The 23,186-nt window shown below is 34.8% G+C and carries 21 protein-coding genes, 5 pseudogenes and 2 other annotated features; of the genes and pseudogenes, 18 read left to right on the plus strand and 8 right to left on the minus strand.

The window, feature by feature from the left end:
* Positions 1-150 precede the first annotated feature (150 nt).
* The 5 genes from HHU08_RS06220 to HHU08_RS06240 all read left to right on the plus strand — a co-directional run bounded on the left by HHU08_RS06220 (position 151) and on the right by HHU08_RS06240 (position 5,496).
* Entirely contained in the window at positions 151-1,170 is a 1,020-nt protein-coding gene (locus HHU08_RS06220) for an ABC transporter substrate-binding protein (protein WP_235678805.1), read from the plus strand.
* A 457-nt stretch (positions 1,171-1,627) separates the two neighbouring features.
* Positions 1,628-2,641 carry a siderophore ABC transporter substrate-binding protein gene (locus HHU08_RS06225; protein ID WP_169188050.1) on the plus strand — a complete coding sequence of 338 codons (1,014 nt, stop codon included), beginning with the start codon at positions 1,628-1,630 and terminating at the stop codon, positions 2,639-2,641.
* Positions 2,642-2,765: 124 nt separating this feature from the next.
* The gene (locus HHU08_RS06230; RefSeq protein ID WP_224427985.1) at positions 2,766-3,683 is read left to right on the plus strand and encodes an ABC transporter permease; all 918 of its coding nucleotides are present in this window, start codon (positions 2,766-2,768) and stop codon (positions 3,681-3,683) included.
* Positions 3,683-4,747 carry an iron chelate uptake ABC transporter family permease subunit gene (locus HHU08_RS06235; RefSeq protein WP_169189623.1) on the plus strand — a complete coding sequence of 355 codons (1,065 nt, stop codon included), beginning with the start codon at positions 3,683-3,685 and terminating at the stop codon, positions 4,745-4,747. Before HHU08_RS06230 ends, HHU08_RS06235 begins: the two co-directional genes overlap by 1 nt.
* The gene (locus HHU08_RS06240; protein ID WP_016201862.1) at positions 4,744-5,496 is read left to right on the plus strand and encodes an iron ABC transporter ATP-binding protein; all 753 of its coding nucleotides are present in this window, start codon (positions 4,744-4,746) and stop codon (positions 5,494-5,496) included. The genes HHU08_RS06235 and HHU08_RS06240 overlap by 4 nt, the downstream gene beginning before the upstream one ends.
* Positions 5,497-5,575: 79 nt before the next feature.
* Here the strand turns inward: HHU08_RS06240 and HHU08_RS06245 are convergent, their stop codons facing one another.
* From HHU08_RS06245 to HHU08_RS06255, 4 genes are all read right to left on the minus strand, one after another.
* Positions 5,576-6,931, minus strand: coding sequence for a transposase (locus HHU08_RS06245; protein WP_169187604.1), 1,356 nt, complete (start codon positions 6,929-6,931; stop codon positions 5,576-5,578).
* Between the two features lie 421 nt (positions 6,932-7,352).
* Positions 7,353-7,475, minus strand: a complete 123-nt coding sequence (locus HHU08_RS25410; protein ID WP_016201863.1) for a hypothetical protein — start codon at positions 7,473-7,475, stop codon at positions 7,353-7,355.
* Between the two features lie 16 nt (positions 7,476-7,491).
* On the minus strand, positions 7,492-8,391 hold the full coding sequence (locus HHU08_RS06250) for a permease (protein ID WP_101730401.1): 900 nt from the start codon (positions 8,389-8,391) through the stop codon (positions 7,492-7,494).
* Between the two features lie 87 nt (positions 8,392-8,478).
* Positions 8,479-8,931: a MarR family winged helix-turn-helix transcriptional regulator gene (locus tag HHU08_RS06255; RefSeq protein ID WP_016201864.1), complete on the minus strand. Its 453-nt coding sequence runs from the start codon at positions 8,929-8,931 to the stop codon at positions 8,479-8,481.
* A 552-nt stretch (positions 8,932-9,483) separates the two neighbouring features.
* On the opposite strand from HHU08_RS06255, the gene HHU08_RS06260 reads away from it, so the two are divergent.
* The 6 genes and pseudogenes from HHU08_RS06260 to HHU08_RS06290 form a co-directional block, all read left to right on the plus strand.
* Positions 9,484-9,708 carry a carboxymuconolactone decarboxylase family protein gene (locus HHU08_RS06260; RefSeq protein WP_016205525.1) on the plus strand — a complete coding sequence of 75 codons (225 nt, stop codon included), beginning with the start codon at positions 9,484-9,486 and terminating at the stop codon, positions 9,706-9,708.
* A pseudogene (locus HHU08_RS06265) lies at positions 9,707-9,904 on the plus strand (arsinothricin biosynthesis radical SAM protein ArsL); the annotation flags it as partial. The gene HHU08_RS06260 and the pseudogene HHU08_RS06265, both read left to right, overlap by 2 nt.
* Positions 9,889-10,299: pseudogene (locus tag HHU08_RS06270) on the plus strand (RNA-guided endonuclease TnpB family protein); the annotation flags it as partial. The pseudogenes HHU08_RS06265 and HHU08_RS06270, both read left to right, overlap by 16 nt.
* A gap of 542 nt (positions 10,300-10,841) precedes the next feature.
* Positions 10,842-11,180, plus strand: a pseudogene (locus HHU08_RS06280) (ArsR/SmtB family transcription factor).
* 193 nt (positions 11,181-11,373) lie between these two features.
* Complete coding sequence (locus HHU08_RS06285; protein WP_016201868.1) at positions 11,374-11,703, plus strand: ArsR/SmtB family transcription factor; 330 nt, start codon at positions 11,374-11,376, stop codon at positions 11,701-11,703.
* A gap of 15 nt (positions 11,704-11,718) precedes the next feature.
* Positions 11,719-12,351, plus strand: a pseudogene (locus tag HHU08_RS06290) (ArsB/NhaD family transporter); the annotation flags it as partial.
* 135 nt (positions 12,352-12,486) lie between these two features.
* On the opposite strand, the gene HHU08_RS06295 reads toward HHU08_RS06290, so the two are convergent.
* On the minus strand, positions 12,487-13,611 hold the full coding sequence (locus HHU08_RS06295; protein ID WP_036180785.1) for an IS4 family transposase: 1,125 nt from the start codon (positions 13,609-13,611) through the stop codon (positions 12,487-12,489).
* A gap of 136 nt (positions 13,612-13,747) precedes the next feature.
* Between HHU08_RS06295 and HHU08_RS06300 the strand changes: the two are divergent.
* Both HHU08_RS06300 and HHU08_RS06305 read left to right on the plus strand, forming a co-directional pair.
* Positions 13,748-14,431, plus strand: a pseudogene (locus HHU08_RS06300) (ArsB/NhaD family transporter); the annotation flags it as partial.
* Positions 14,432-14,486: 55 nt separating this feature from the next.
* Positions 14,487-16,130 carry an FAD-dependent oxidoreductase gene (locus tag HHU08_RS06305; protein WP_169188051.1) on the plus strand — a complete coding sequence of 548 codons (1,644 nt, stop codon included), beginning with the start codon at positions 14,487-14,489 and terminating at the stop codon, positions 16,128-16,130.
* Positions 16,131-16,294: 164 nt separating this feature from the next.
* Here HHU08_RS06305 and HHU08_RS25880 read toward each other — a convergent pair whose 3' ends face one another.
* On the minus strand, positions 16,295-16,495 hold the full coding sequence (locus tag HHU08_RS25880) for a DUF3888 domain-containing protein (RefSeq protein WP_084668632.1): 201 nt from the start codon (positions 16,493-16,495) through the stop codon (positions 16,295-16,297).
* Positions 16,496-16,816: 321 nt separating this feature from the next.
* On the opposite strand from HHU08_RS25880, the gene HHU08_RS06315 reads away from it, so the two are divergent.
* Both HHU08_RS06315 and thrS read left to right on the plus strand, forming a co-directional pair.
* Positions 16,817-17,887 carry a bifunctional transcriptional activator/DNA repair enzyme AdaA gene (locus tag HHU08_RS06315; RefSeq protein WP_169188052.1) on the plus strand — a complete coding sequence of 357 codons (1,071 nt, stop codon included), beginning with the start codon at positions 16,817-16,819 and terminating at the stop codon, positions 17,885-17,887.
* Between the two features lie 116 nt (positions 17,888-18,003).
* Positions 18,004-18,234, plus strand: a binding site (T-box leader).
* Positions 18,235-18,275: 41 nt separating this feature from the next.
* Positions 18,276-18,503: a binding site (T-box leader), on the plus strand.
* A gap of 53 nt (positions 18,504-18,556) precedes the next feature.
* On the plus strand, positions 18,557-20,482 hold the full coding sequence (thrS, locus tag HHU08_RS06320) for a threonine--tRNA ligase (RefSeq protein ID WP_169188053.1): 1,926 nt from the start codon (positions 18,557-18,559) through the stop codon (positions 20,480-20,482).
* 83 nt (positions 20,483-20,565) lie between these two features.
* Here the strand turns inward: thrS and HHU08_RS06325 are convergent, their stop codons facing one another.
* Positions 20,566-20,988 carry a DUF4395 domain-containing protein gene (locus tag HHU08_RS06325; protein ID WP_169188054.1) on the minus strand — a complete coding sequence of 141 codons (423 nt, stop codon included), beginning with the start codon at positions 20,986-20,988 and terminating at the stop codon, positions 20,566-20,568.
* 72 nt (positions 20,989-21,060) lie between these two features.
* Complete coding sequence (locus HHU08_RS06330) at positions 21,061-21,450, minus strand: helix-turn-helix domain-containing protein (RefSeq protein WP_016201875.1); 390 nt, start codon at positions 21,448-21,450, stop codon at positions 21,061-21,063.
* 168 nt (positions 21,451-21,618) lie between these two features.
* Here HHU08_RS06330 and HHU08_RS06335 point away from each other — a divergent pair, with 168 nt between their 5' ends.
* The 3 genes from HHU08_RS06335 (at position 21,619) to proC (ending at position 23,095) form a co-directional block, all read left to right on the plus strand.
* Positions 21,619-21,828, plus strand: coding sequence for a helix-turn-helix transcriptional regulator (locus HHU08_RS06335; protein ID WP_016201876.1), 210 nt, complete (start codon positions 21,619-21,621; stop codon positions 21,826-21,828).
* Positions 21,829-21,876: 48 nt separating this feature from the next.
* The gene (locus tag HHU08_RS06340; protein ID WP_016201877.1) at positions 21,877-22,194 is read left to right on the plus strand and encodes a hypothetical protein; all 318 of its coding nucleotides are present in this window, start codon (positions 21,877-21,879) and stop codon (positions 22,192-22,194) included.
* A 91-nt stretch (positions 22,195-22,285) separates the two neighbouring features.
* Positions 22,286-23,095: a pyrroline-5-carboxylate reductase gene (gene proC, locus HHU08_RS06345; RefSeq protein ID WP_016201878.1), complete on the plus strand. Its 810-nt coding sequence runs from the start codon at positions 22,286-22,288 to the stop codon at positions 23,093-23,095.
* Positions 23,096-23,186 lie beyond the last annotated feature (91 nt).

A 23,186-nucleotide genomic window follows, 5' to 3' on the forward strand; every position in this document is an offset into this window, starting at 1 on the left:
CTAATAGTTTCTATATTTTAGTTTATGAGAAGTAGAAAAGGCTGTCAATGATTATGAAAATCATTTTCAATTAATAATTGACATATTTTTCTTTATAACATAACATCTAATTGTAAATGAATATCATTATTAAATATGGAGGTAACACAATTGCTTACATACTTTAAACAACAGCGTTTTATTTCAATGATTGCAGCACTGCTGGTAGTTGCACTTTTAACACTGACAGGCTGCGAAAATACAAAGAAAGAAGCATCAGTAAAAAATGAGCCCTCAAGCCAATCAAACGCCTCAAAAAGCAAATCTTATACGATTGAACATGCAATGGGAACTACAGAAATTAAAGGGACACCAAAGCGTGTTGTCGTTTTAACTAATGAAGGAACAGAGGCGCTTTTAGCATTAGGGATCAAGCCAGTTGGAGCCGTACAATCATGGTTGGGGGATCCTTGGTATGATCATATTAAAAGTGATATGGATGGTGTGGAAGTAGTAGGGGTAGAACATGAAGTCAATTTAGAAAAAATCGCTGCTTTAAAACCGGATTTGATTATAGGAAGTAAAATCCGTCAAGAAGCAGTTTATAGTAAATTAAGTGCTATTGCTCCTACTGTTTTTTCCGAGACATTAAGGGGAGATTGGAAAGAGAATTTTGAATTATATGCAAAATCGTTAAATCGAGAAGAAGAAGGGAAATTAGTTTTAAGTGATTTCGATAATCATGTTTCAGAAGTGAAAGAAAAACTGGGGGATAAAGTGAATCAAGAAGTTTCCGTTGTTCGGTTTATGTCTGGAACTTCCCGTATATATTATACAGACTCTTTTTCAGGTGTCATTTTAGATGAATTAGGATTCAAGCGTGCTGAACAGCAAAAAGACCTTTTCACTGCTGATAACCAGCTTGGTAATCTGGCTATTGAAGTAGGAAAAGAGGTTATCCCTAAAATGGATGCAGATATACTTTTCTACTTTACATACGCTCCAGATGGTGATCGAAAAGCCTTGGATACTGCCAAAGAATGGACAAGTGATTCTTTGTGGAAGAACTTAAATGTAGTGAAAGAAGGAAATGCACATGAAGTAAGTGATGCAGTATGGAATACTGCAGGCGGTGTAATTGCAGCAAATCAAATGTTAGACGAGTTAGAAGATATTATGTTAAATAAATAAGTTCTTAGATTAATACGGTATTCTAATTATTGGTTTTAGTAGTAAGTAGGTTGTCTGTTTATAGTTCTCAAAAAAGGGAGATTTTTTATATTACTCCTAATACTTGTAAGGGAAAGTAACTCTAATACCTTATTTAATGTATAAATCTTAAATAGATGATGATTTTTGATTTGAATAATTATGATATAGCAAAAAATTTAGTCTGTTGCCACTAGGTAACTGACTTTTATTTCACCTATTTAGAATTCAACTTGACAATAAATTTTGAATTGGTATACTAAAACCATTATTGAAATTGATAATCATTATCATTTTTGTTTTTGAATTATCTCAAAATACAATAGATAAATAGAGATAATTATTTACTTTCATACATAAAAACCATTACATAGATGTTAATTTTATTAATTCAATAATCTGTTGTTTATAAATCTTATAAAGGGAGAGTATATAAAAAATGGGGAAATTTAAATTAACTGTTATTTTAGCAATTTTTACTTTGATATTGGCAGCTTGCTCCAATTCAAGTAATGGAAGTGGTAAAACGGAAACTAATGGGCAAGAAAAGGATTCTACTGAAGCATCGACGATTGAAATTACTGATACTCACGGAACTGTTACTGTTCCTGTAAACCCAAAAAAGGTAGTTTCGTTGGATAATAGAACTTTTGAAACTTTAGCTGATTGGGGAGTTGAATTAGTGGCTGCTCCAAAAGATGTAATGCCTGCGGATTCTGCATATGTTAAAGATGAATCAGTTCGAAATATTGGAAATCACCGCGAGCCAAATCTTGAAATTATAGCAGCAGCAGACCCTGACCTTGTAATAATCGGTCAAAGATTTGCTAGCTATTATGAAGAGATAAAAAAATTAGTGCCAAATGTGGCTGTTATTGATCTTAATTTTGATGTTTCTGAGGAAACGGATACACGTGGAGAAAACTTTGTAAATGGATTTAAGGATACTACAAATTCTTTAGCACAAATTTTTGATAAAAAAGAAGAAGCTGAACAATTGATCGCTGATTTTGATAAAGCTATTGAAGATGCTAAATCTGCATATAATGGAACAGATAAAGTAATGAGTGTAATCGTTTCTGGTGGAGACATTGGTTTTGCCGCTCCTCATTCTGGACGCGTTTGGGGACCAATGTATGAAATTTTTGATTGGGCTCCAGCATTAGAAGTGGACGAGTCTTCTTCAGATCATCAAGGTGATGAAGTTTCTGTTGAAGCTATTGCACAAAGTAATCCTGATTGGCTTTTCGTACTAGATCGTGATGCTGCAACATCTGCGGCAGCGGAATCAGTTCCAGCTAAAGATGTAATTGAAAAATCACCAGCTCTTCAAAACACTACTGCTGTATCTAAGGGACAGATCGTATATGCACCAACTGATACTTACACAAATGAATCAATTCAAACGTATATAGAGTTATTTGAAAACCTTGCAAGTGTTTTAGCTAAGTAGTCTAAGGGAGTATAACATAGTGTTGAAAAAGACAATAAACAAAATTGCCGGGGTTGAGAAAAGTTCTCAGCCCCAGCTTTATAACCATAATATAATCTGTACAAAACCTTTTATAATAACGAGTATAGTTGTTATGATTTTAGGAATTATATCACTGTTTACTGGAGTCTATGATATAAGGGGGCAAGAGGATGGTATGGATATGTTTTTCATCACTCGAGTTCCAAGAACAGTAGCACTAATGCTTACTGGAGCTGCAATGGCGATGGCTGGACTCGTAATGCAATTAATTACACAGAACCGTTTTGTTGAACCTACCACAACAGGAACAAGTGAATGGTCAGGTTTAGGACTTCTGCTTGTTTATTTATTGTTTCCTTCCCCATCCTTAGTTCTAAGAATGACTGGTGCAATCATTTTTTCTTTTATAGGAACGATGATTTTCTTTTTGTTTTTAAGAAGAGTTAAACTTCGTTCGTCTTTAATTGTACCGATTATTGGAATGATGCTTGGAGCAGTCATTTCTGCAGTTTCCACTTTTATTGGACTCACTTTTCAAATGACACAAAATATTGAAAGTTGGTTTGTAGGTTCTTTTGCGGCAGTTCAAGTGGGAAGATATGAATATTTATGGTTTATTGTTATAGTTACTATTCTTATTTTTCTTTATGCAAATAGATTGACTTTAGCTGGACTTGGGGAAGATGTTGCAACAAGTCTTGGATTAAATTACAATAGGATCGTTCTTTTGGGCACTGCTTTGATTTCTTTTGCAGTTGGAATAGTTGCAGCTGTTATAGGAAACTTACCTTTTCTAGGTTTAATAGTACCAAATATTGTTTCCATGTTTAGAGGAGATGATCTTAGGAGTAATTTGCCTTGGGTATGTATGATAGGAATGGGTACTATAACTCTTTGTGATATCATTTCTAGAACCATTATTATGCCTTTTGAAGTACCTGTATCTTTAATACTTGGAACAGTAGGGTCTGTCGTATTTATTACTATATTATTGAGACAGAGAAAACAAAGGAGGCTATGATGAACGTATTAGAGTATAGAAATAAAGAATATGTTGCAATTGATTCTAGCCTTCATAATGAAAAAAGATCAGCTAGAGCTTTTCGTTCTAAGAAAGAGGAAAAAAGATATTGGATTCTGCTGATAACTTTTATTGCTTTGGGTCTCCTGTCTTCCTATGGACTTTTAGTATATAACAATCCAGTTCCAGTAAATTCACCTTCTTTTATTCCCGTTGTTATGAGAAGAATAGTAGCAGTTGTTGCTATGATTATTGCGGCAGTTTGTCAGAGTTTGTCGACCGTTGCTTTCCAATCGATTACGAATAATAGAATTATTACCCCTTCCCTTTTAGGATTTGAATCACTATATTCAACCATTCATACTAGTACAATATTTTTCTTTGGTGCTAGTGCACTGATAAATTTTACTGGTATTGGACCATTTGTATTACAAGTTATTGTTATGGTCTTGATGAGTTTGATATTATATGGATGGTTACTATCTGGAAAGTATGGGAACTTGCAACTCATGCTGTTGGTTGGAATTATTATTGGAACAGGGCTGAATTCTGTGTCCACTTTTATGAGAAGAATTCTAGCTCCTTCTGAGTTTGATATTTTACAGGCAAAATTATTTGGTTCTGTCAATAATGCAGATTCAGAATATTTTCCTGTTGTTATTCCAATGGTAATAGTTATAGCATTATTACTTCTTGTTTATTCTAAGAAATTAAATGCTTTGTCACTTGGAAAGGATGTCTCTACTTCTTTGGGAGTAAAATATCAATCTAGTATTATTTATGTACTTGTATTAGTTTCTATTTTAATGTCTATTTCAACGGCTTTGATAGGACCACTTACTTTCTATGGATTTTTAGTTGCAACACTGAGTTATCAAGCGGCTCCAACTTATGATCACAGATATATTTTTCCGATGGCTCTTGCTATAGGATTTTTGATCATTACGAGTGCGTACTTTTTAATGTATCATGTATTTCATGCTCAAGGTGTCGTTTCCGTTATTATCGAACTATTTGGTGGAATAATATTTTTAATTGTAATATTAAGGAAGAGGGCTCTATGATAAAGATTAATAATGTTAGAAAATTATATAATGATAAGGTGAAAATAGGACCTTTGAATATTGAAATACCAAAAGCTGGTCTTACTTCTTTAATTGGACCAAATGGTGCTGGAAAGTCAACGACGCTTTTAATGATTGGAAGACTTTTAGAGATGACTGAAGGCCAAATACAGGTGGCGAGTATGGATGTTTCTAAATCTAAATCAAATGACTTAGCAAAGATATTAACTATTTTGCGACAAGAAAATTATTTTGTAACTAGGCTTACTATTAGACAGCTGGTTGGATTTGGGCGTTTCCCTTATTCAAAGGGTCGATTAACAAAAGAGGATGAGGCTATTATTTCTAAATATATCGATTTTTTAGACTTGACTGCTCTAGAAAATAGATATTTAGATGAGCTTTCGGGTGGTCAAAGACAAAGAGCATATGTAGCAATGGTTTTGTGCCAAGAGACGGAATATGTACTTTTGGACGAGCCTTTAAACAATCTTGATGTTGCTCGTTCTGTTCAAATGATGGAACATCTAAGGCATGCTGCTAATGAATTTGGAAGAACTATTGTGACTGTTATGCATGATATAAATTTTGCAGCTAAATATTCTGATAGAATTTGTGCTATGAAAGATGGACAAATTGCTGCTTTTGGAACAGTAGAGGAGATAATGGACCCAGTAGTTTTGACAGATATTTTTGAAACGAAAATAGAAATTATGGATGGTCCATATGGGCCAATAGCGATTTATTAATTGAGTCAATTTCATAAGTCTAACTTTTAAAAAATCAAAAACTTGCAGAATTTAATTCCTTTTAATTTTTTTACTTTGATTAAGCAACTTGTTGTTGATTTAACATTTGATTAAGACGGTCTGCAGCTAATTTTGAAGCATTATAAACTAACGTAACGAGGTCAAAATGGACTTTAGCCTTTTTTCCTGTACGATAACGAACATTGTTTAATTGGAAATATCCCTTAAGATAAGCATTCACACGTTCTACCGCCGTGCGTCTTTTGAAGATTTTTTTCCATGTTTGAGATCCACGTGCTGGCGCTGTAAATTTTCTTAAATCTGTAGTGATTTTTACTTTATACACCTTTTGACATAGAGCATCATTGGCTAGTGGACAGTCTTTACATTCGTTTGGACGTGTGTATTTTAGTGTTTCATATTTTACTTCAAAGCTATCATAGCGATAGGAATGTTCACGGACACAAGTAGGAGCGAAATGCTTATCAAAACCAATTGGTTCTGGTTCATTGCGTTTATTATAAGCAATCACAGCTCGATGACCCATTCGATGTATTTGCGTATAAACGGCTTCAAAATCGTAACCAGCGTCCATTGTTTCATAGAGTAAAGAAGAAAGCGATATTCGTTCATGAATTCCTTTTAATAAAGGAATCGCAGCCTTTCCGTCATTCAAGTTGGCCGAAGAAAGAAGGGATTGAAGAATATATTGACTGGATGTTCCAACAGCCAAATGAGCTTTAAATCCATACCAAAAAACGTTTTTTCCTTCACTGTTTTTTTTCACACCCCACTGTGGATCTTGAGGAATTTCAGCTCGAAGGTCGGCTAAAGGAATGTCTAACTGATCTTCGATTTTTTTATCAAAAAGAGGCAGATTGGCTTCCAGTTCCGCCTTTTCAATGAGCCATTTTTCATATTCTTCTTTTGATTTACGCCCACGCTTTTTCGGTTCACTTTTCGGTTGTTCTTCCTTTGGTGGTGCTCCATCTTTTGCGAGAAAGTGTGTAGCGTCAATGGCTACTGTGTCATCGGAAATAAAACCTTCTGAAATCGCTTGATGAAGCAAGGTTCCTTGGACTTTTTCAAGTACATTCGATTCACTGAGGATTGTGACCATTCTGGAATAAGCTGCTTCTGACGGAATAGTATCTGACACTAAAAAGCCACAATCAAGGCGAAAAATCATGTCATTCTGTAATCTTTTCACTAAATCTTTAATAAATGAAATACGCTCTGTGATTCTAGCAACGAGTGAATAAATCATCGCTGCATAGTTCAACTTAACGGGTCTTCCAAAACGTGATTTCTTCGTTACCACAGCGAAGATTGGGTCTATATCAATAGAAGAAAAAATAGCTTCAAAACGTTGGGTAGGTTCTAAATTATATAATTCTTGTAGGTCAAATAGGCTTCCTTGTCGTATAATAGTCATAGGGAGTCTTCCTCCAGTCTTATAAGTTTGTGTGGTGCTTACTTATTTCGACATTTTGGGGAGGTACTCCTTTTTTCGTACATTTGATAGCTTGTGGCTCTAAGGATTTAATTTATGAAATTGATTCAATTACAAAGTTATTTTAAAAGGAAAAAAATAATTTTAATTTTGGATACTAAGCGTCTAAATCCTTGATACAAAAGGGGTTAGACGTTTTTTTATTATATCATCATTCGATCTAAGAAGGATTATCGTAAAATTATGATAAAAATTAAGCTAAAGTAAGGTAAAGTACTGAAATAATGTATACCAGGAAAATTCAAAGCCATATCGCTTAAGTGATATGGCTTTGAATAATAACAATTAAACGATTGACTTATGATAATATACTGTTAGCAAATGCTATAGTGTTTATCTGTCCCTAAGCTTCTTTCTTTTCTTCACTTGAACAACAATTAGTATTTTCATTAATAACTTCCACAATTTCTATATTGCAGCAATCTTTCTCTTTTTTATTTCCTTTAAAAATTGACATTAGTCCCATTATTAAAAACCTCCATTTAAGTTAGTATTAAAAATAAATATCCAGATACAGTAGCCATTAGGAATACAGATATTACAAAAGCACTTATTAATTTAGTACGGAAGATACTTTTCAACATTATTATTTCCGGTAAACTTGCTCCAGCACCTCCTATCAGCAATGCCATAGTAGGAGCAATTGGGAATCCATTAACCATTAAGGCTTGAGCTAGTGGTAACATTGTTGATAGACGAACATATAGAGGAATCCCAATAATAGCTGCCAAAGGAATTACCCATAATTGATTATGTTCAGAGATAAGGTTAAAGAAGTTAGTTGGCACGGCTTCTTTGATAATGGCTCCTACTAATGCCCCAATTAATATATATACTAGAACGGAGCGGATTAAATCTATTGTCTCCTTAATGGATTCCTTAATATTCAATTTGAAATCTTTTCTACGTTTTTCATCTTGCTCTGGAAGAACACCTTTAATGACTACATTTTTAACTTGTTCTTTGTAATTCTTTTTGTCTAAGTACCACCCGATAATCATGGAGAAGACAAATGTTGTAACGGAATAAACAATGGTTACCTTAAGTCCATAAATATATGCCATTAAGCCTAAAATCCATGGATCTAATAATGGAGAGCTAAATAAAAAAGTCATAACAGTTTGGAAAGGTACTTTACGATTAATCATCGTAACCAATAATGGTACAGTGGAGCAAGAACAAAAAGGGGTGATAAATCCTAGTAAAGCTCCCGCTAAGTTGGCTAAAAACGGATTCTTACTGCTCATCCATTTTTCTACTTTTTCAAATGGTACATAGGGTTGAATAATGCTAATAAAGAATGAAATACCAATAAATAATACTAATAAGTTCTTACTTAATGAAAGAAATTCTAATAATACCTTTGTTACCACCTCTGACATGAAGTTTTCCTCCTAAATCAAAATATGAAAATAATATTTATATAATAGTTGTAAAATACAACTATTATTTCCGAGAAAAAAGGGGCTTTAACAGCAACTGCTGTTTTGCATAGCCTCCAGAATTAAATCAATACTTTCTAAAACTTGACCACGCTTATTTACAGGTATGTTAGAGAGGATTTCTTGATTGTATATATTCATTTGTTTGGCAATATCATCTTCATATTTCTTTCCTTCAGAAGTAAGTGTAATGGTTACGTATCTACGATCAGTAGAAGATTGGATACGACTTACTAAATTGCGATCTACTAAACCTTGAATGTGGCGGCTTAATGTACTGTTATCTAAACCGAGCGATGATGACAAATCATTTAATGAAGGATTTTTAATACGATCTACTTCAAATAATATATGACTTTGCACTAAAGAAACCCCACAACATTGGGCACCTTCTTTTTCAAGTAATCCAAAACGACGAATTAAAATCTGAAGCATTTGACGAAATTGATACAAATCTTGCCCTATTTCCATGTTAGTCATAATTACAACACCAGTCTTTTTTAGTATTTAATAAATTAATTGTAAAATACAACTGTTTCATTTGTCAATAATTGAATTGATGTTTTTTTCAGAATTTTTAATTGAAAGTTCTCAAGATAGGTTATATCATCGAATTAACATAACGAAGAGGCTGGGACATAAGTATTCCAGCCAAGGATAATTCCGAACAATTATACGAAGATGCTAATGAATGTTCCGTATAATTGTTCGGGCTTTTATTTGTTTTTCAAAGGATGTTTCCATGAAGTTTGGTGCGATTCCCCGCAGCCGGAATACACTTCGCTTTCCATGGGGCTCGCGCTGAGCCGCTTCGGCCTGTGGCCTGCAGGGTCTCAGACTGTCTCGCTAATCCCATAGGAGTCTTCGTGTATTCCGGCTGCTCTGTTTTTCCAACTAATTATATTTCCTCTTGTAAAAAGTATGCGAAAGCAGCCGCTATTTACTAGCTATATTAGAAATTGTTCGTCTTTACAGAGTATCTATTTAGTTATGTCCCATCCTCTAATAAAGTTAATAAGTAGATAGATTAATATGTTATCTTTAAACCCACAATTAAATTCTATTTTTGATACGTTTTTTAACGAAGCAGTTGAAGGTGGTACTTTACCAGAAAGAGAAAAAGTGGTTGCTATATTAACGTCAGCAACTTTGCTTAATGATCAGGGGGCTTTAAAGAATGCTGTACTGATGGCTAAGCAGCTTGGATTTAATAGTGAAGAAATTGGACAAATCACAGCTATTGCTGTTAATGCTTAACGTTTCCGTATTAGATACTTATGTAGAGGGAATAGTGGAAGAAAAATTTTTACATAAAGGATTAATTGCCATATCTGTCCCATTATTCAATGCGGTACATGCTGGAGTAGAAATTGCTAAACGCGCTGCTAAACTAAATCCCAATGCTCATATAACATTTTTTGGACAGCATGCTACTATAAACGTAAAGTCGCTAGATTGCACGAAAGAGTCATGAATCAACGTGACGATTTCCTTAACAAATTCAGTACAGAAATCATCAAAAACCACGATATTGTCTGTATCGAAGATTTGAATACGAAAGGAATGTTACGCAATCATAAGTTAGCAAAATCAATCTCTGATGTATCGTGGTCTGCTTTTGTATCGAAATTAGAATACAAAGCCAAATGGTACGGTAAAACAATCGTAAAAATAAGCAGATGGTTTCCGTCCAGTCAAATATGTTCCGATTGTGGACATCAGGATGGCAAGAAACCTCTTGAAATAAGAGATTGGACTAGTCCTGTTTGCCACGAACATCACGATAGAGATATAAATGCCAGCAAAAATATCCTAGCTGAAGGCTTAAGAACTTTAGTTTTGGCTTAAACAAAATATAGAACCGTAGGAATCGATGGGGATAGCTTGGTCAATAAGAGAAACCTCTGTTGGCAAAGAAATACGTCAACAAGTACGCTCTGTTCCCAAGAATCTCCCACTTCAATCAGATCGCAAGGTCGATAAGTGGGGGGAGTTCAATAGTGAAGACGAGATTCTTAAGAATGTAACACCTACAGTAGTAGTAAATGGTAATTTGATAAGTTTCGGCACAAAACCCCATATAGGAACAAGTAGTAAAAGAATTTATCTAAGTTAATTAATCTACCATATAGAAGACTTTGTTAAGTAGTAGTGTCTCCAAGAGTACTACTACTTTTTTTATCCTTTAGGTAATCGAAAGGCATAATAATCTTATTCTAGATACAAATATCTTCATGCAATTATGCAATTATGCAATAGGGAATGAATATTATATTTTTTTAATATGGTACATGAAATAGTGAATAAACCTTGACTAGCTTTTATTTTCTTGAAAACTATAGGAAATCCATTTAATATAAACTTAATTCAAAGGGGACTGGTGATTAAACATGACTACTGGACAATTAGAATCTACTGCTCATATCTTAAACCTGCTAGGTGATCGGACAAGGTTATCCATAATGGGAATGCTTCTGATACATGATTGTTGTGTTTGTGAGTAGGTAGATGTTTTTCAAATGACTCAACCAGCTGTAAGTCAACATTTAAGAAAATTAAAAGATGCAGGTCTAGTTAAAGAACAAAGAAAAGGCCAATGGGTTATTTACTCTCTTGACCAACAAAATCACTTTTTTCCTGTGATAAAAGATATTTTAGGTTATGTCCCGAATCAAAATGCAAAGTTTAGATGGCTTGAGGATAACGGATTGCGTATATCCTGTGATTAAATAGATTAATGTAGTTGACATTAACTTATTCTCTTATTAACATATAAGTATATACTTATGTAAGTGGTGACATTTATCTGACACTACGACTTATTAGTATTCCTTATTGTAATATACATATAAGTAAATAACAATATACTTATATGTTCTTGTGAAGGTATAGAATGGGAGGTTAATAGTATTGATACATGAATTGGAATTAAAAGAAACAGCAAATGTATTAAAGCTTTTAGGTGATAAAACAAGATTAGCTATGGTAAGTATGTTGGCTGAGCAGGAATGTTGTGTATGTGAATTTGTTGAAATTTTCAAAATGTCACAGCCTTCTATAAGCCAGCATTTAAGGAAAATGAGGGATCTAGGAATTGTAAAAGAACAAAGAAAAGGTCAGTGGGTGGTCTATTCTTTAAGCACAACAAGTGAATACTACGAAATAGTAAAAACGTTATTAAAACATGTACCAAGCCAGAGAGAAAAGTTTCAATGGCTAGAGGAAAAGGGTTTAAGAATTATATGTAATTAGTGGAGGTTAACAGCTTTGTTACAAACAATATTAGCAATAATTATCTTTTTATTAACACTGACATTAGTTATCTGGCAACCGAAAAATCTTTCGATTGGTTGGTCAGCATGTGGGGGTGGAATTTTAGCCCTTCTTGTTGGTGTAGTTGATTTCCAAGATGTCATTGACGTAACAGGCATTGTTTGGAATGCAACACTGGCTTTTGTCGCAATTATTATTATTTCTTTAATACTAGATGAAATAGGATTTTTCGAATGGGCTGCTTTACATGTGGCAAAATTCGCTGGTGGTAACGGCTTGAAGATGTTTGTTTACGTCGCTATTCTAGGTGCTATTGTTGCAGCTTTTTTTGCAAACGATGGGGCAGCACTAATTTTAACACCAATCGTTTTAGCAATGGTTAGAGCGTTAAAGTTAGAAGAAAAAATGGTTTTTCCATTCATCATTGCAAGTGGTTTTATTGCCGATACTACATCTTTACCTTTGGTTGTCAGTAATTTGGTTAACATCGTTTCTGCTGATTTCTTTGATATTGGTTTTGTAGAATATGCTTCCAGAATGATTGTGCCAAATATTTTTTCTTTAGTAGCAAGTATCTTAGTGTTGTATTTATATTTCCGTAAAAGAATTCCAAAGGTCACTAACGTCGCATAAATATTGACTGAATTTTCTGTTTTATTATTTTTCCGTTTGAGAAGAAAAATGAAGACACGTGAACAGAGGTAGTAATCATCCATTTTTTCACTATAACCTTTGGCGAGGGCGACAGAGACGGTTAAACCTTTACGGGACAGCTCTTCCTGCTATTTTTCGAATCCAAATGTGTGCGGATTTCCACGGTGCTGCTTTTAACAACCGACTAATTTGTAAGTACGTCCGTGAACTGTTTGTACCCAACTGAGCCAGTACGTTTAAACAGTAGACAATCATCGCGATGTACACTTGATTATGGACAGCTTGTTCGCTTTGTCCGTAGAACTTTTTGATGTTCAAGTGTTGTTTCATCCACTTGAAAAACAGCTCGATTGCCCAGCGTGATTTGTACAGTTCAGCGAGTTCATCCGCATTTAAGTCGAAACGATTCGTGATGAGGTGCAGCTCATTCCCTTTTGAATCCATCACTTTCAGTAGTCGAAACTCATTACCAGCCCGACTTTGTGCTGTGCCCAAAGAAATCATTTCATCTGATAAAACAGTTGAATTTTTTGGAAGGTGAAATTTCTCGATTTGATGTGTAACGGCGTTTTTTCGTAAGCGTGAGACAAAGAAATACCCGTCGTCTGTCATACGGTCAAATTGCTTGTAATCCAAGTAACCACGGTCAAAAACATACATGCACTCTTTGTCGTCAACAAGTACTTCTAGCTGACCTCGATCATGTTCAATCGCATTCGTTAACACCGCTTTATCCGGGTATGAACAGCCCTTTTCTAAGTAAACAAGACGTAAATGGAGCTTAATGCCTGATTTTGTTTTGCGGAATTCAGCCCATTTATGATTGTTCAGGTTCAATGGTAACGTACTTGAGTCGATGATTTTCAGTGGTGTTGTCATTTTCCGTCGCTTTTCAAAATGCGTTTTCTTATGAATTTGCGCGACTAAATCTAGAAACACCTGCTGGAACACCTCTGTCGGCACTTGATTTAGCCGGCGTCCCAGTTGCGAAAAGCTAATTGATTCTAGTTCGGTTGCTTTTTGTAGGTCATCCGAGAATAACGTATCACTAACCGCACGTAGACTTTCGGTTTCGTTGAGTTGTGCGAATACGAGTAATTTCAAGAATGAAGCAATGTACAGCTTCTTTGTATAGTAATTTAATTGATAGGCTTCCACAAGTTCCTCTAGTTTTGTGGAGGAAATCGGTGAAAGCCATTGTTCAAATGATGTTTTTCGTGTAAACTTATCCATGCGTATGTCCTTTATTTTGGATTTGGATGGTTTACTACCACCCAACCATTATAAAGGATTTTTTTGTGCATGAATAATATTGCAGAAAATTCAGATTTATAAAGGGCTTTGAATTATTTTAATGCGACGCTAGTGTCCAAAGGTATATGATTTAAACCAATTAAAAGTACCTCAAGATGCGATAAAAGATTTAAAGATGTTTCGTTTATCATGGTTGATTTTAGCTGTATTACTCATTGGTTATTTCGTCAGTGAATTCTTGTCTATTCCGGTTTCACTCATTGCAGGAGTAATCGCAATTATCTTCCTTGGAATTGCTAGAAGAAGCTCGGTAGTATCTATTAAGAAAGTAGTAAAGGGTGCACCATGGGCAATTGTTTTTTTCTCAATTGGAATGTATGTTGTCATTTATGGTTTACGAAATGTCGGTTTAACAGACCTGCTTTCTAGTGTTATTCAGGCAGTTACAGATCAAGGATTATTTGTTGCAACACTTGGTATGGGATTCATCGCTGCTATTATTTCTTCTATTATGAATAATATGCCCACAGTACTTATTGATGCTTTAGCCATAGCCGATACAAACGCAACTGGAGTAGTAAAAGAAGGATTGATTTATGCAAATATTATTGGGTCTGATTTAGGTCCTAAAATTACACCAATTGGTTCTTTAGCAACCTTGTTATGGCTTCATGTTTTATCTCAAAAAGGGGTGAAAATAGCATGGGGTACCTATTTCAAAACTGGTATCATCTTAACTATTCCAACTCTTTTAATTACATTAATCGGTTTATATTTGTGGCTTTCCATTCTGTCATAGAGAAAGTTAGCTAAGTGTACATCTTATATAGATACTAAATTCGGAGGGTATAATCATGAAAGTAATTATTATAGGATCTGTTGCAGCAGGAACTTCTGTAGCAGCAAAAGCACGTAGAAACGATGAGACAGCGGATATCACATTGTACAATGCAGATTATGACATTTCTTACTCGATATGTGGCATTCCTTATTTTCTAGGCGGAGAAGTAGAAGAATTAGAAACATTAACTCCAAGAAGTGCTGCTTGGTTCAAAAAGCGATACAATGTTGATATTTTTATTCGTCACGAAGTTATTAAGATTGACGCTAAGCAGAAAAAAATTCAAGTGAAAAACTTAGATACAAATGAAATAAAAGAAGATACTTATGATGTATTGGTATTTGCAACAGGAGCTTCACCAATAACTCCTAATATTCCTGGAGTAGAAGAAGACCACGTTTTCCAAGTACGTACCATACAAAATACAGTAGCAATTGATCAATATATGAAAGCAAACCAACCAAAGAAAGCTACTATTATTGGAGCAGGATATATTGGGTTAGAAATGGCGGAGCAACTTAGTCATAGAGGATTAGATGTCACGATTATACAACGTAGTAATCATGTAATGACACATATGGATAAAGATATTGCTTCCCGTGTGGAAGAGCATCTAGTAAAGAAAGGTATCACCCTAATCTTAAATGAGGAAGTAACAGTTATAGACAAGATGAATGTACAAACTAAATCTGGAAAATTTATTGGAACAGATATGGTTATATTAGCTACAGGGGTTCGCCCAAATACAAAATTGGCTAAGGAAATCGGTGTTGAACTAGGTAATAGTGGAGCTATCGCTGTTAACAGCAAAATGCAGACTAATCTTCCTGATATCTATGCTGTAGGTGATGTGGCAGAAAGTTACTCAGTTATTACAGGAAAATCTATCTATCGTCCATTAGGAAGTACAGCTAACAAAATGGGGAGAATTGCTGGAGACGTAATAACGGGTGGCTCTTTAGAACATCGAGGTATTCTAGGAACTGGCATATTAAGAGTATTTGATTTAGCAGTCGGCCAAACTGGAATGAATGAAGTGGAAGCATTAGAAGAAGGTTATGATATTGAAATACTCCATAATATTAAACCAGCTAGAGCAGAGTATCTAGGCGGAAAAGAGTTACTCATTAAAGCAATAGCAGATAGACAAACAGGAAGAATCTTAGGTGTACAAATAGTAGGGAAAGAAGGAGTAGATAAACGAATTGATGTCTTTGTAACAGCTATCACGTTTAAGGCGAAAGCAGAAGACTTGTTTCATCTTGATCTTGCCTATGCACCTCCATTTAGTACTACGAAAGATCCAGTTATGTATACTGGAATGGCCTTGCAGAATGCAATTGAAAAGAAAAATAAGCTAATTACACCGAAAGAACTGACGGATAGGCTTGAAAAAGGAGAAAAGATTCAGGTAATTGATACACGTTCCGCAGAACAATATAAAGTATCAAAAGTGGAGAGTGCCATTAATATACCTTTAGGAGCCTTGCGTGACAAATGCAAAGACCTTAATCCGAGCTTACCTACAGTAACTTATTGCAATGGTGGAATAACGGGAAATGCAGCACAAAATGTTCTACGCAACTTAGGATTCTATGATATTTATAATCTTTCTGGTGGCAATAAGAATTATCAAAATTACATGAAAAACAAGTAATTAAAGTAGACCTTAGGTGTTCCTAAGGTCTACTTTAATTACTAAAACGGGCATTTCAGAAAATCAGTTATAGTTGGAATTTATCCAATGTTAGAGATTTATAGTCTCCCTAAATGGATATTGGTTCAACTAACCATAAGTGGGGGAGGAAGGAAAACCCCCACTTATGGAAGTTTCAGTTTATAAGTTTTTAAATGAGTATGATCTAGTAATTTTATCTCAGGACCATACGATATTTCATATGTCAGTCTGTCTTTACCAACTAGTACATGATGACCAATGGAAGGTTGTACTTCAAAGTTAACGTTAATATAAATCCACGAAAACCATTGACTCTTTTGGTTTGAATCAAGTTTACAAGCCAAGGTTCTATTTCAATCCCATAACCTTCGGGATATGATTTACTTACATCCCTTTGAATATGTGGAATTAGAACTATAGCTAACATATTTTTAATTGAATTTTATTCACCAATTAGTTTTAAACATAAAATTAGAAATTAGGTTAAAAGAACATTTTTTTTGAGTGAGTAAATAAAAAAATACTTGTTCATTTTGGGGCTTATGAGGTATCTCCTTATTAAATCCTTATAATAAAAGATATAGAAATAACTAATTGAATCATTAAAAGAACTCCAAAGTCAGGGGCAAAATAAAATTGACTCAAAATTAAGGTGGCTTATACACATGATTAATTGTGAAAAAAAGAAAAAAGAATTTTATAAAGCTTTAGTGGACAAAAATCCTCAATATGATGGGATCTTTTTTGCGGGTATCAAAACAACAGGGGTCTTTTGCCATGCAACATGTACAGCTAGAAAACCGAAATACGAGAATTGCGAGTTTTTTTTATCAGCAGAAGAGGCTTTGTTAGCTGGTTATCGGCCTTGTAAGCGGTGTAATCCTTTGTTTTATCCTAATAGTATTCCTCAAGAGGTCGAAATTTTGGTAGCTGCTGTTGAAAGAAATCCTGAGAAACGATGGAAAGAAGCAGACTTTCATGAAATAGGAATTCATTCTGCTACTGCTAGAAGAATGTTTAAAGAGATATATGGGATGACATTTGTACAATATGCTCGATCACGTAGAATGGGGCTTGCTTTTAAAGAGATATTGACGGGGAGAAAGGTAATTGATCAACAATTCTCATTGGGATATGAGTCACCCAGCGGATTTAACGATGCGTTTACAAAAATTATGGGAAACCCTCCTAAGAAGACAAGCATTTCCATCATTAATGCAAATATATTCTCCACACCTCTTGGAAAAATGATTAGTCTATCTGATGCCAACTATCTATATTTGTTAGAGTTTCTAGATAGAAGAGGTCTTGAAAAAGAAATTGAAAAATTAAGAGAGAAGCATAATGCTAGGATTTTACCTGGAAACACTGAGATAAATACAAATTTAGTACAGCAGTTAAATCTGTATTTTACAAAGGGACTATCTCAATTTACCATCCCACTTTTAAAAAAAGGAACACCTTTCCAAGTGAAAGTTTGGGATATACTTAACTCTATTCCTCCTGGGCAAACATTGACTTATCAAGAGGTTGCGGAGGAATTAGGAAATAAAAATCTAGTAAGAGCTGTTGGTAATGCAAATGGTGCAAATCAAATTTCCATATTGATTCCTTGTCATAGAGTTGTTAACACAAACGGTGAGTTAGGTGGCTATGGTGGAGGAGTAGAGCGAAAGAAATACTTATTGAATTTAGAGCAGTCTATGGGAAAATCACAGAACGGTTTACTTATATAAGCAAACCGTTCTGTGATTTATTACAAAATTATACGATTGTTTGAAGGAACAGAAAAAATAAAAACAAAGGTTGCATAATTTCTCATTCTGTAATAGAATATTAAAAAAATTGATCATGAAAAGCTTCGACAAGGACATGAGCTACTATTTCGGTTTCCAGAGAGGGAAGAATTGCTGAAAACTTCCTAACACAGAAAGAGTATCTTACCACCTTTGAGCTGTATTGGGGAACAAACTAGTATCCAATACCGTAGACGCAACGTTACTGCCCCAAGCCATGAGAAAACCACTATGTGTTCTTCATGGGAATTTGGGTGGAACCACGGGTAAACGCACTCGTCCCTTTCTTTAGGGATGAGTGCGTTTTTTTGTTTTTTAACAATTTAATAATCAAGCGATGAAAAGGACATGAATTATTTTTACTGTTAGCAGAGAGGGAAGAAAAGGTGCGAGCTTCCTAGCAAAGGAAAATAATTTACCACCTTTGAGCTATATTGGTGAACTTGAAGTAACCAATATCGTTTAGGCAGCGTTACTGCCCCAAGCCATGAGAAAACTACAATGTCTTTCATGGGAATTTGGGTGGAACCACGGGTAAAAAACACTCGTCCCTTTCTTTAGGGATGAGTGTTTTTTTTAACCCATAAAATAAAAAAAGGAGTGTAAAAAATGATTCAGGTAGTATTAGCAGATGGAAGTAAGAAGGAATATCCAAAAGGAAGTACAGTTGCAGAAGTTGCTGCGTCTATTAGTGTAAGTTTGCAGAAGAAAGCAGTTGGTGCAAAGATAAATGACGAATGGATCGTGGATATGAGTCATCGAATAGAGGAAGATGTGCATTTGTCTATTTTAACAATAGACTCCGAAGAAGGGGTATCTATTATGCGTCATTCCAGCGCCCATGTAATGGCACAAGCGATACAAAGGTTGTATCCGAATGTACAATTAGCAATCGGACCAGTTGTAGAGGATGGTTTTTATTATGATATGAAGCTTGACCATAGCTTAACTGCCAATGAGTTGGCAGCCATTGAAAAGGAGATGAAAAAAATCATCAAGGAAAATCTTCCTTTTGTTCGAAAAGAAGTTTCGTACGAGGAAGCACTACAACTTTTTCAAGTGAAAGAAGAGAAATTTAAACTAGAGCTATTAGATGCAATACCAAAGAATGAATCGATTTCCCTCTATCAACAAGGAGAGTTTATTGATTTATGTCGTGGGACTCATGTTCCCTCTACAGGTTTTATTAAAGCATTTAAATTAATGCGTGTATCTGGTGCTTACTGGCGAGGTGATAGTAAGAACGAGGTATTACAAAGAGTATATGGAGTTGCTTTTTCGAGTCAGCAAGAATTAGCAGAATACGTGGAAATGATAGAAGAAGCAGGCAAACGGGATCATCGTAAATTAGGCAAGCAATTGGAGCTTTTTATGTTCTCGGAAGAGGCTCCTGGCATGCCGTTTTATTTACCAAAAGGACAAATCATTCGTAATGAATTAGAGCAATTTTCAAGAGAACTTCAGGGTGAGGAGGATTATGAAGAAGTAAGAACTCCATTGATGATGAATGAACGAATGTGGAAACAATCAGGGCATTGGGATCATTATCATGAAAATATGTATTTTTCAGAAGTAGATGAGCAAAAATTTGCGCTAAAACCGATGAATTGCCCGGGACATATGCTTATTTTCAAAAATAGTCTCTACTCTTATCGAGATTTGCCAATTCGCCTAGCTGAATTTGGCCAGGTTCATCGTCATGAATATAGTGGTGCACTAAACGGAATGCTTCGTGTAAGGACATTCTGTCAGGATGATGCCCATCTATTTGTGAGAGAAGACCAAATAGAAGCAGAAATAAAAAGCATTTTTCGATTAATCGATAACGTTTATCGTACTTTTGGATTTGAATACACTGTAGAGCTCTCTACTAGACCAGAAGATTCGTTGGAAGGCGATGACATCTGGGAATTGGCAGAAGGTGCATTAAGAAATGTTCTAGAGAATTTAGAAATTGATTATATTCTTAATGAAGGAGACGGAGCCTTTTACGGTCCGAAAATTGACTTTCATATAAAGGATGCTTTAAAAAGAAGTCATCAATGTGCAACTATTCAGCTCGATTTTCAAATGCCAAAGCTATTTAACTTAGCATATATAAATGAAAATAATGAAAAAGTATGTCCGGTCGTTATTCACCGTGCTATATATGGATCGATTGATCGATTCTTTGGAATATTAATTGAACATTTTGCAGGTGCCTTCCCTGTTTGGCTTGCTCCAACACAAGTTCAAATTGTTCCTGTTTCAAGTGTTCACCTAGATTATTGCTTAAACGTCCAATCAGCTTTAAAAGAAGTAGGGGTAAGGGTGAAGATAGATGACAGCAACGAAAAATTAGGGTATAAAATCCGCGCAGGACAAATGCAAAAGATTCCATATTTACTTGTACTAGGTGATAAAGAAATGAAACAACATACTGTTAATGTTAGAAAATATGGAGAAGAGAAGTCTAAAGAACTTTCTTTAAATGTATGGAAAGAAATAATCGAAAAACAAATAAAAGAGAGAAGTTTATCCACTCTTAACGGGTAGAAAGACCCTGACTAATGGACGTTTTCTTTATAAACAAACAAGGGATTCAAGTGATTAAGACTGAATCCCTTTCTTCTATTGTATTATAAGCTTCGATTATATTGATATTTTTTCCATTGGAAACGGATGAAGCAGCCAATACAAAATCCAAGTATTGCAACAATGGAAGCAATCCCAACCATGATCGAAAAGATGTAACCAAGGACAGTCCAGTTAAGGAAAAAGGAAAGGGAACCAATTGTTAAGCAAAAAATGGCAATTATTTGGTTAAACTGTTGCTGATCCCAGTCCTCTTGATGGTATTCCTTCTTTGGCTTTTTTAGAAACAAACTTGCTACTTTCATAATGGGATTCCATTGAAATAATAATCCACAGATTCCTGCAATAAGTGGAATAAGCATAATCCAGTATTGCTGCAAAACTAAACTAAGTAAAACAGACAGAAAAATAACCCATTGATTAGTACGAACTAATGGTAGAGGAATTGTTTTCACCAGATCAGTCATAAAACCAACCTTTCTTATAAGAATTATATATATTATACGCTCTTATAAGGGTTTTGTTAAGTTAATAAACTCCTATTTGTTTTGCTTTTCTTCTTCTATAAAATTCCAGAGTCTATATAGCTGTGGAACTGTTCTTTCCGGGTCTTTAATGAGATGGGTATACAGAGTTGGGTATTTTTGCAATTGCGAAAGCAGTTTTGATTCTTCGAAAGAAATGTTATTATCCGTCGCTTTACTATGATAGGTAGCTCTTGTTTCCTTTGTTTCTGATCGGCCAAGTAGATAATCCGTGCTTACATCAAAATAATCCGCAAGTTTTTGTAAGGTGTCTGTATCAGGTTTTCGATTTCCTGTTTCGTAGCCCGAGATTGATACCTTGGTTACATTCATTGCATCCCCAAGTGTTTGTTGAGAAATGTTAGCAGACTTCCGTAAATGTCTCAATCTTTCTGGAAAATTCATCTAAACCAGCTCCTAATTTCGATACCTCTATTATAAGTTAACATTTAGCTAACAGTAAATAATGAATTTTTGTTAACAAATTCGGAATTTTATATTGATGTAAACCACTTGTTTACGTATAATTTTAATAAGGAAAAAAATGATAATTGGGAAGATGAGGTGTAAAAAATGCATCGGAATAAACTGCGTATCATAAGAAAGCAATATGGCTATACCTATCAAATGATGGCTGATAAGCTAGGAATTACGAAGTCTTATTATTGGCAAATCGAAAATGGCAAACGAGGTTTATCTTATGATCAAGCAGTACAGATATCTAGTATTTTTTCAAAAACACCAGACGAGATTTTTCTTCCAGATTATATAAAGCTTAAATGATGATTTCGTGATAAGGATAGAATTTCAAATGAATGAGGGAGGCTTAAAGTGAAGGAGCAAATATACGTAACCGAAGAAAATCTTTTACTAATAAAAGAGGCAATGGATTTTAGTATAGAAAATGCGTCCAAAGGAATTCTATTCGTTTTAGAAATGGTGAGAGAGAAGGTGTCGAATTGTGATGATAGTATGTTGAGGTTGGATGGAATGGAAATGGAAATCATTCTTGTTTCACTCATCGAATATGGTATCTATTTATTATCATTCCATTCAGATAAAGGGAGTTTATGTATGATAGAAGCAATTAGAATAGATCAGCTTAAGCAGGGCTATCAAAGTAGAAACGGTCCGAAGATAATGTGTTAACTATACTATTTAGCTAGTGGTTAGATGGATTGGTTGATTTTCTTCTCGTACTATGTAAGAGTAGAAGGACAAACGAGAGAGGAAGATCAGAGTGGAAAAAAGAAAAGTTGGTTTTATTGGGTGTGGAAAAATGGCCCAAGCGATGGTAAATGGAATGCTTCAATCATCTTTTATGCAAAGAGAAGATATTTTCGCAAGTACGAAGTCAATGGAAAGTGCACAAATGATTATGGAAACTTTTCAAATAGAAACAACGTTAGATAATAAGCAAGTAGCAGGCTTCGCTGATGTTCTTATTATTGCAGTAAAGCCGCATTTATATGGAGAAGTCATACAAGAAGTAAGCTCTTATGTGAAGAAGGAAACAATCCTTGTAACGATTGCTGCAGGAATAGATCTAGCATACATAGAGTCTAAGATGTCTAAAGAGATAAAAGTTATTCGTTCCATGCCAAATACACCTTCCCTTGTAGGGGAAGGAATGACTGTTTTTTGTGCAAATGACAAGGTAAACGAGAATGAGATAGCTTTTATAAAAGACTTGTTTGCGTCATTTGGACAAGTGGAAATGGTGGATGAAAGCTTAATGGATTATATTCCAGCCATTAGTGGATCTTCTCCAGCATATGTATATATGTTTATTGAAGCATTGGCAGATGGCGGCGTTCGAAGCGGAATTCCGAGAGATAAAGCTTATAAATTGGCTGCTCAAGCTGTTTTGGGAGCAGCGCAGATGGTTTTAGAAACAGGCAAGCATCCTGGAATTTTGAAAGATGAAGTATGCACACCGGGTGGAGCAACAATTGAAGCGATCACGACGCTAGAACAAAATCACTTTAGGGGAACCATTTTAGCGGCAATGGAAAGTTGCAATCAGAAAAACAAAGATATGCAAAAATAGTTATATGTAGAAAATGAATCCATCTAGATATTGTTCTATCTAGATGAAAATTCATTCTATATAATAGTAGACATGAAAATGATTAATCAGG

The sequence above is a fragment of the Niallia alba genome, from assembly GCF_012933555.1.
GTDB lineage: Bacteria > Bacillota > Bacilli > Bacillales > Cytobacillaceae > Niallia > Niallia alba.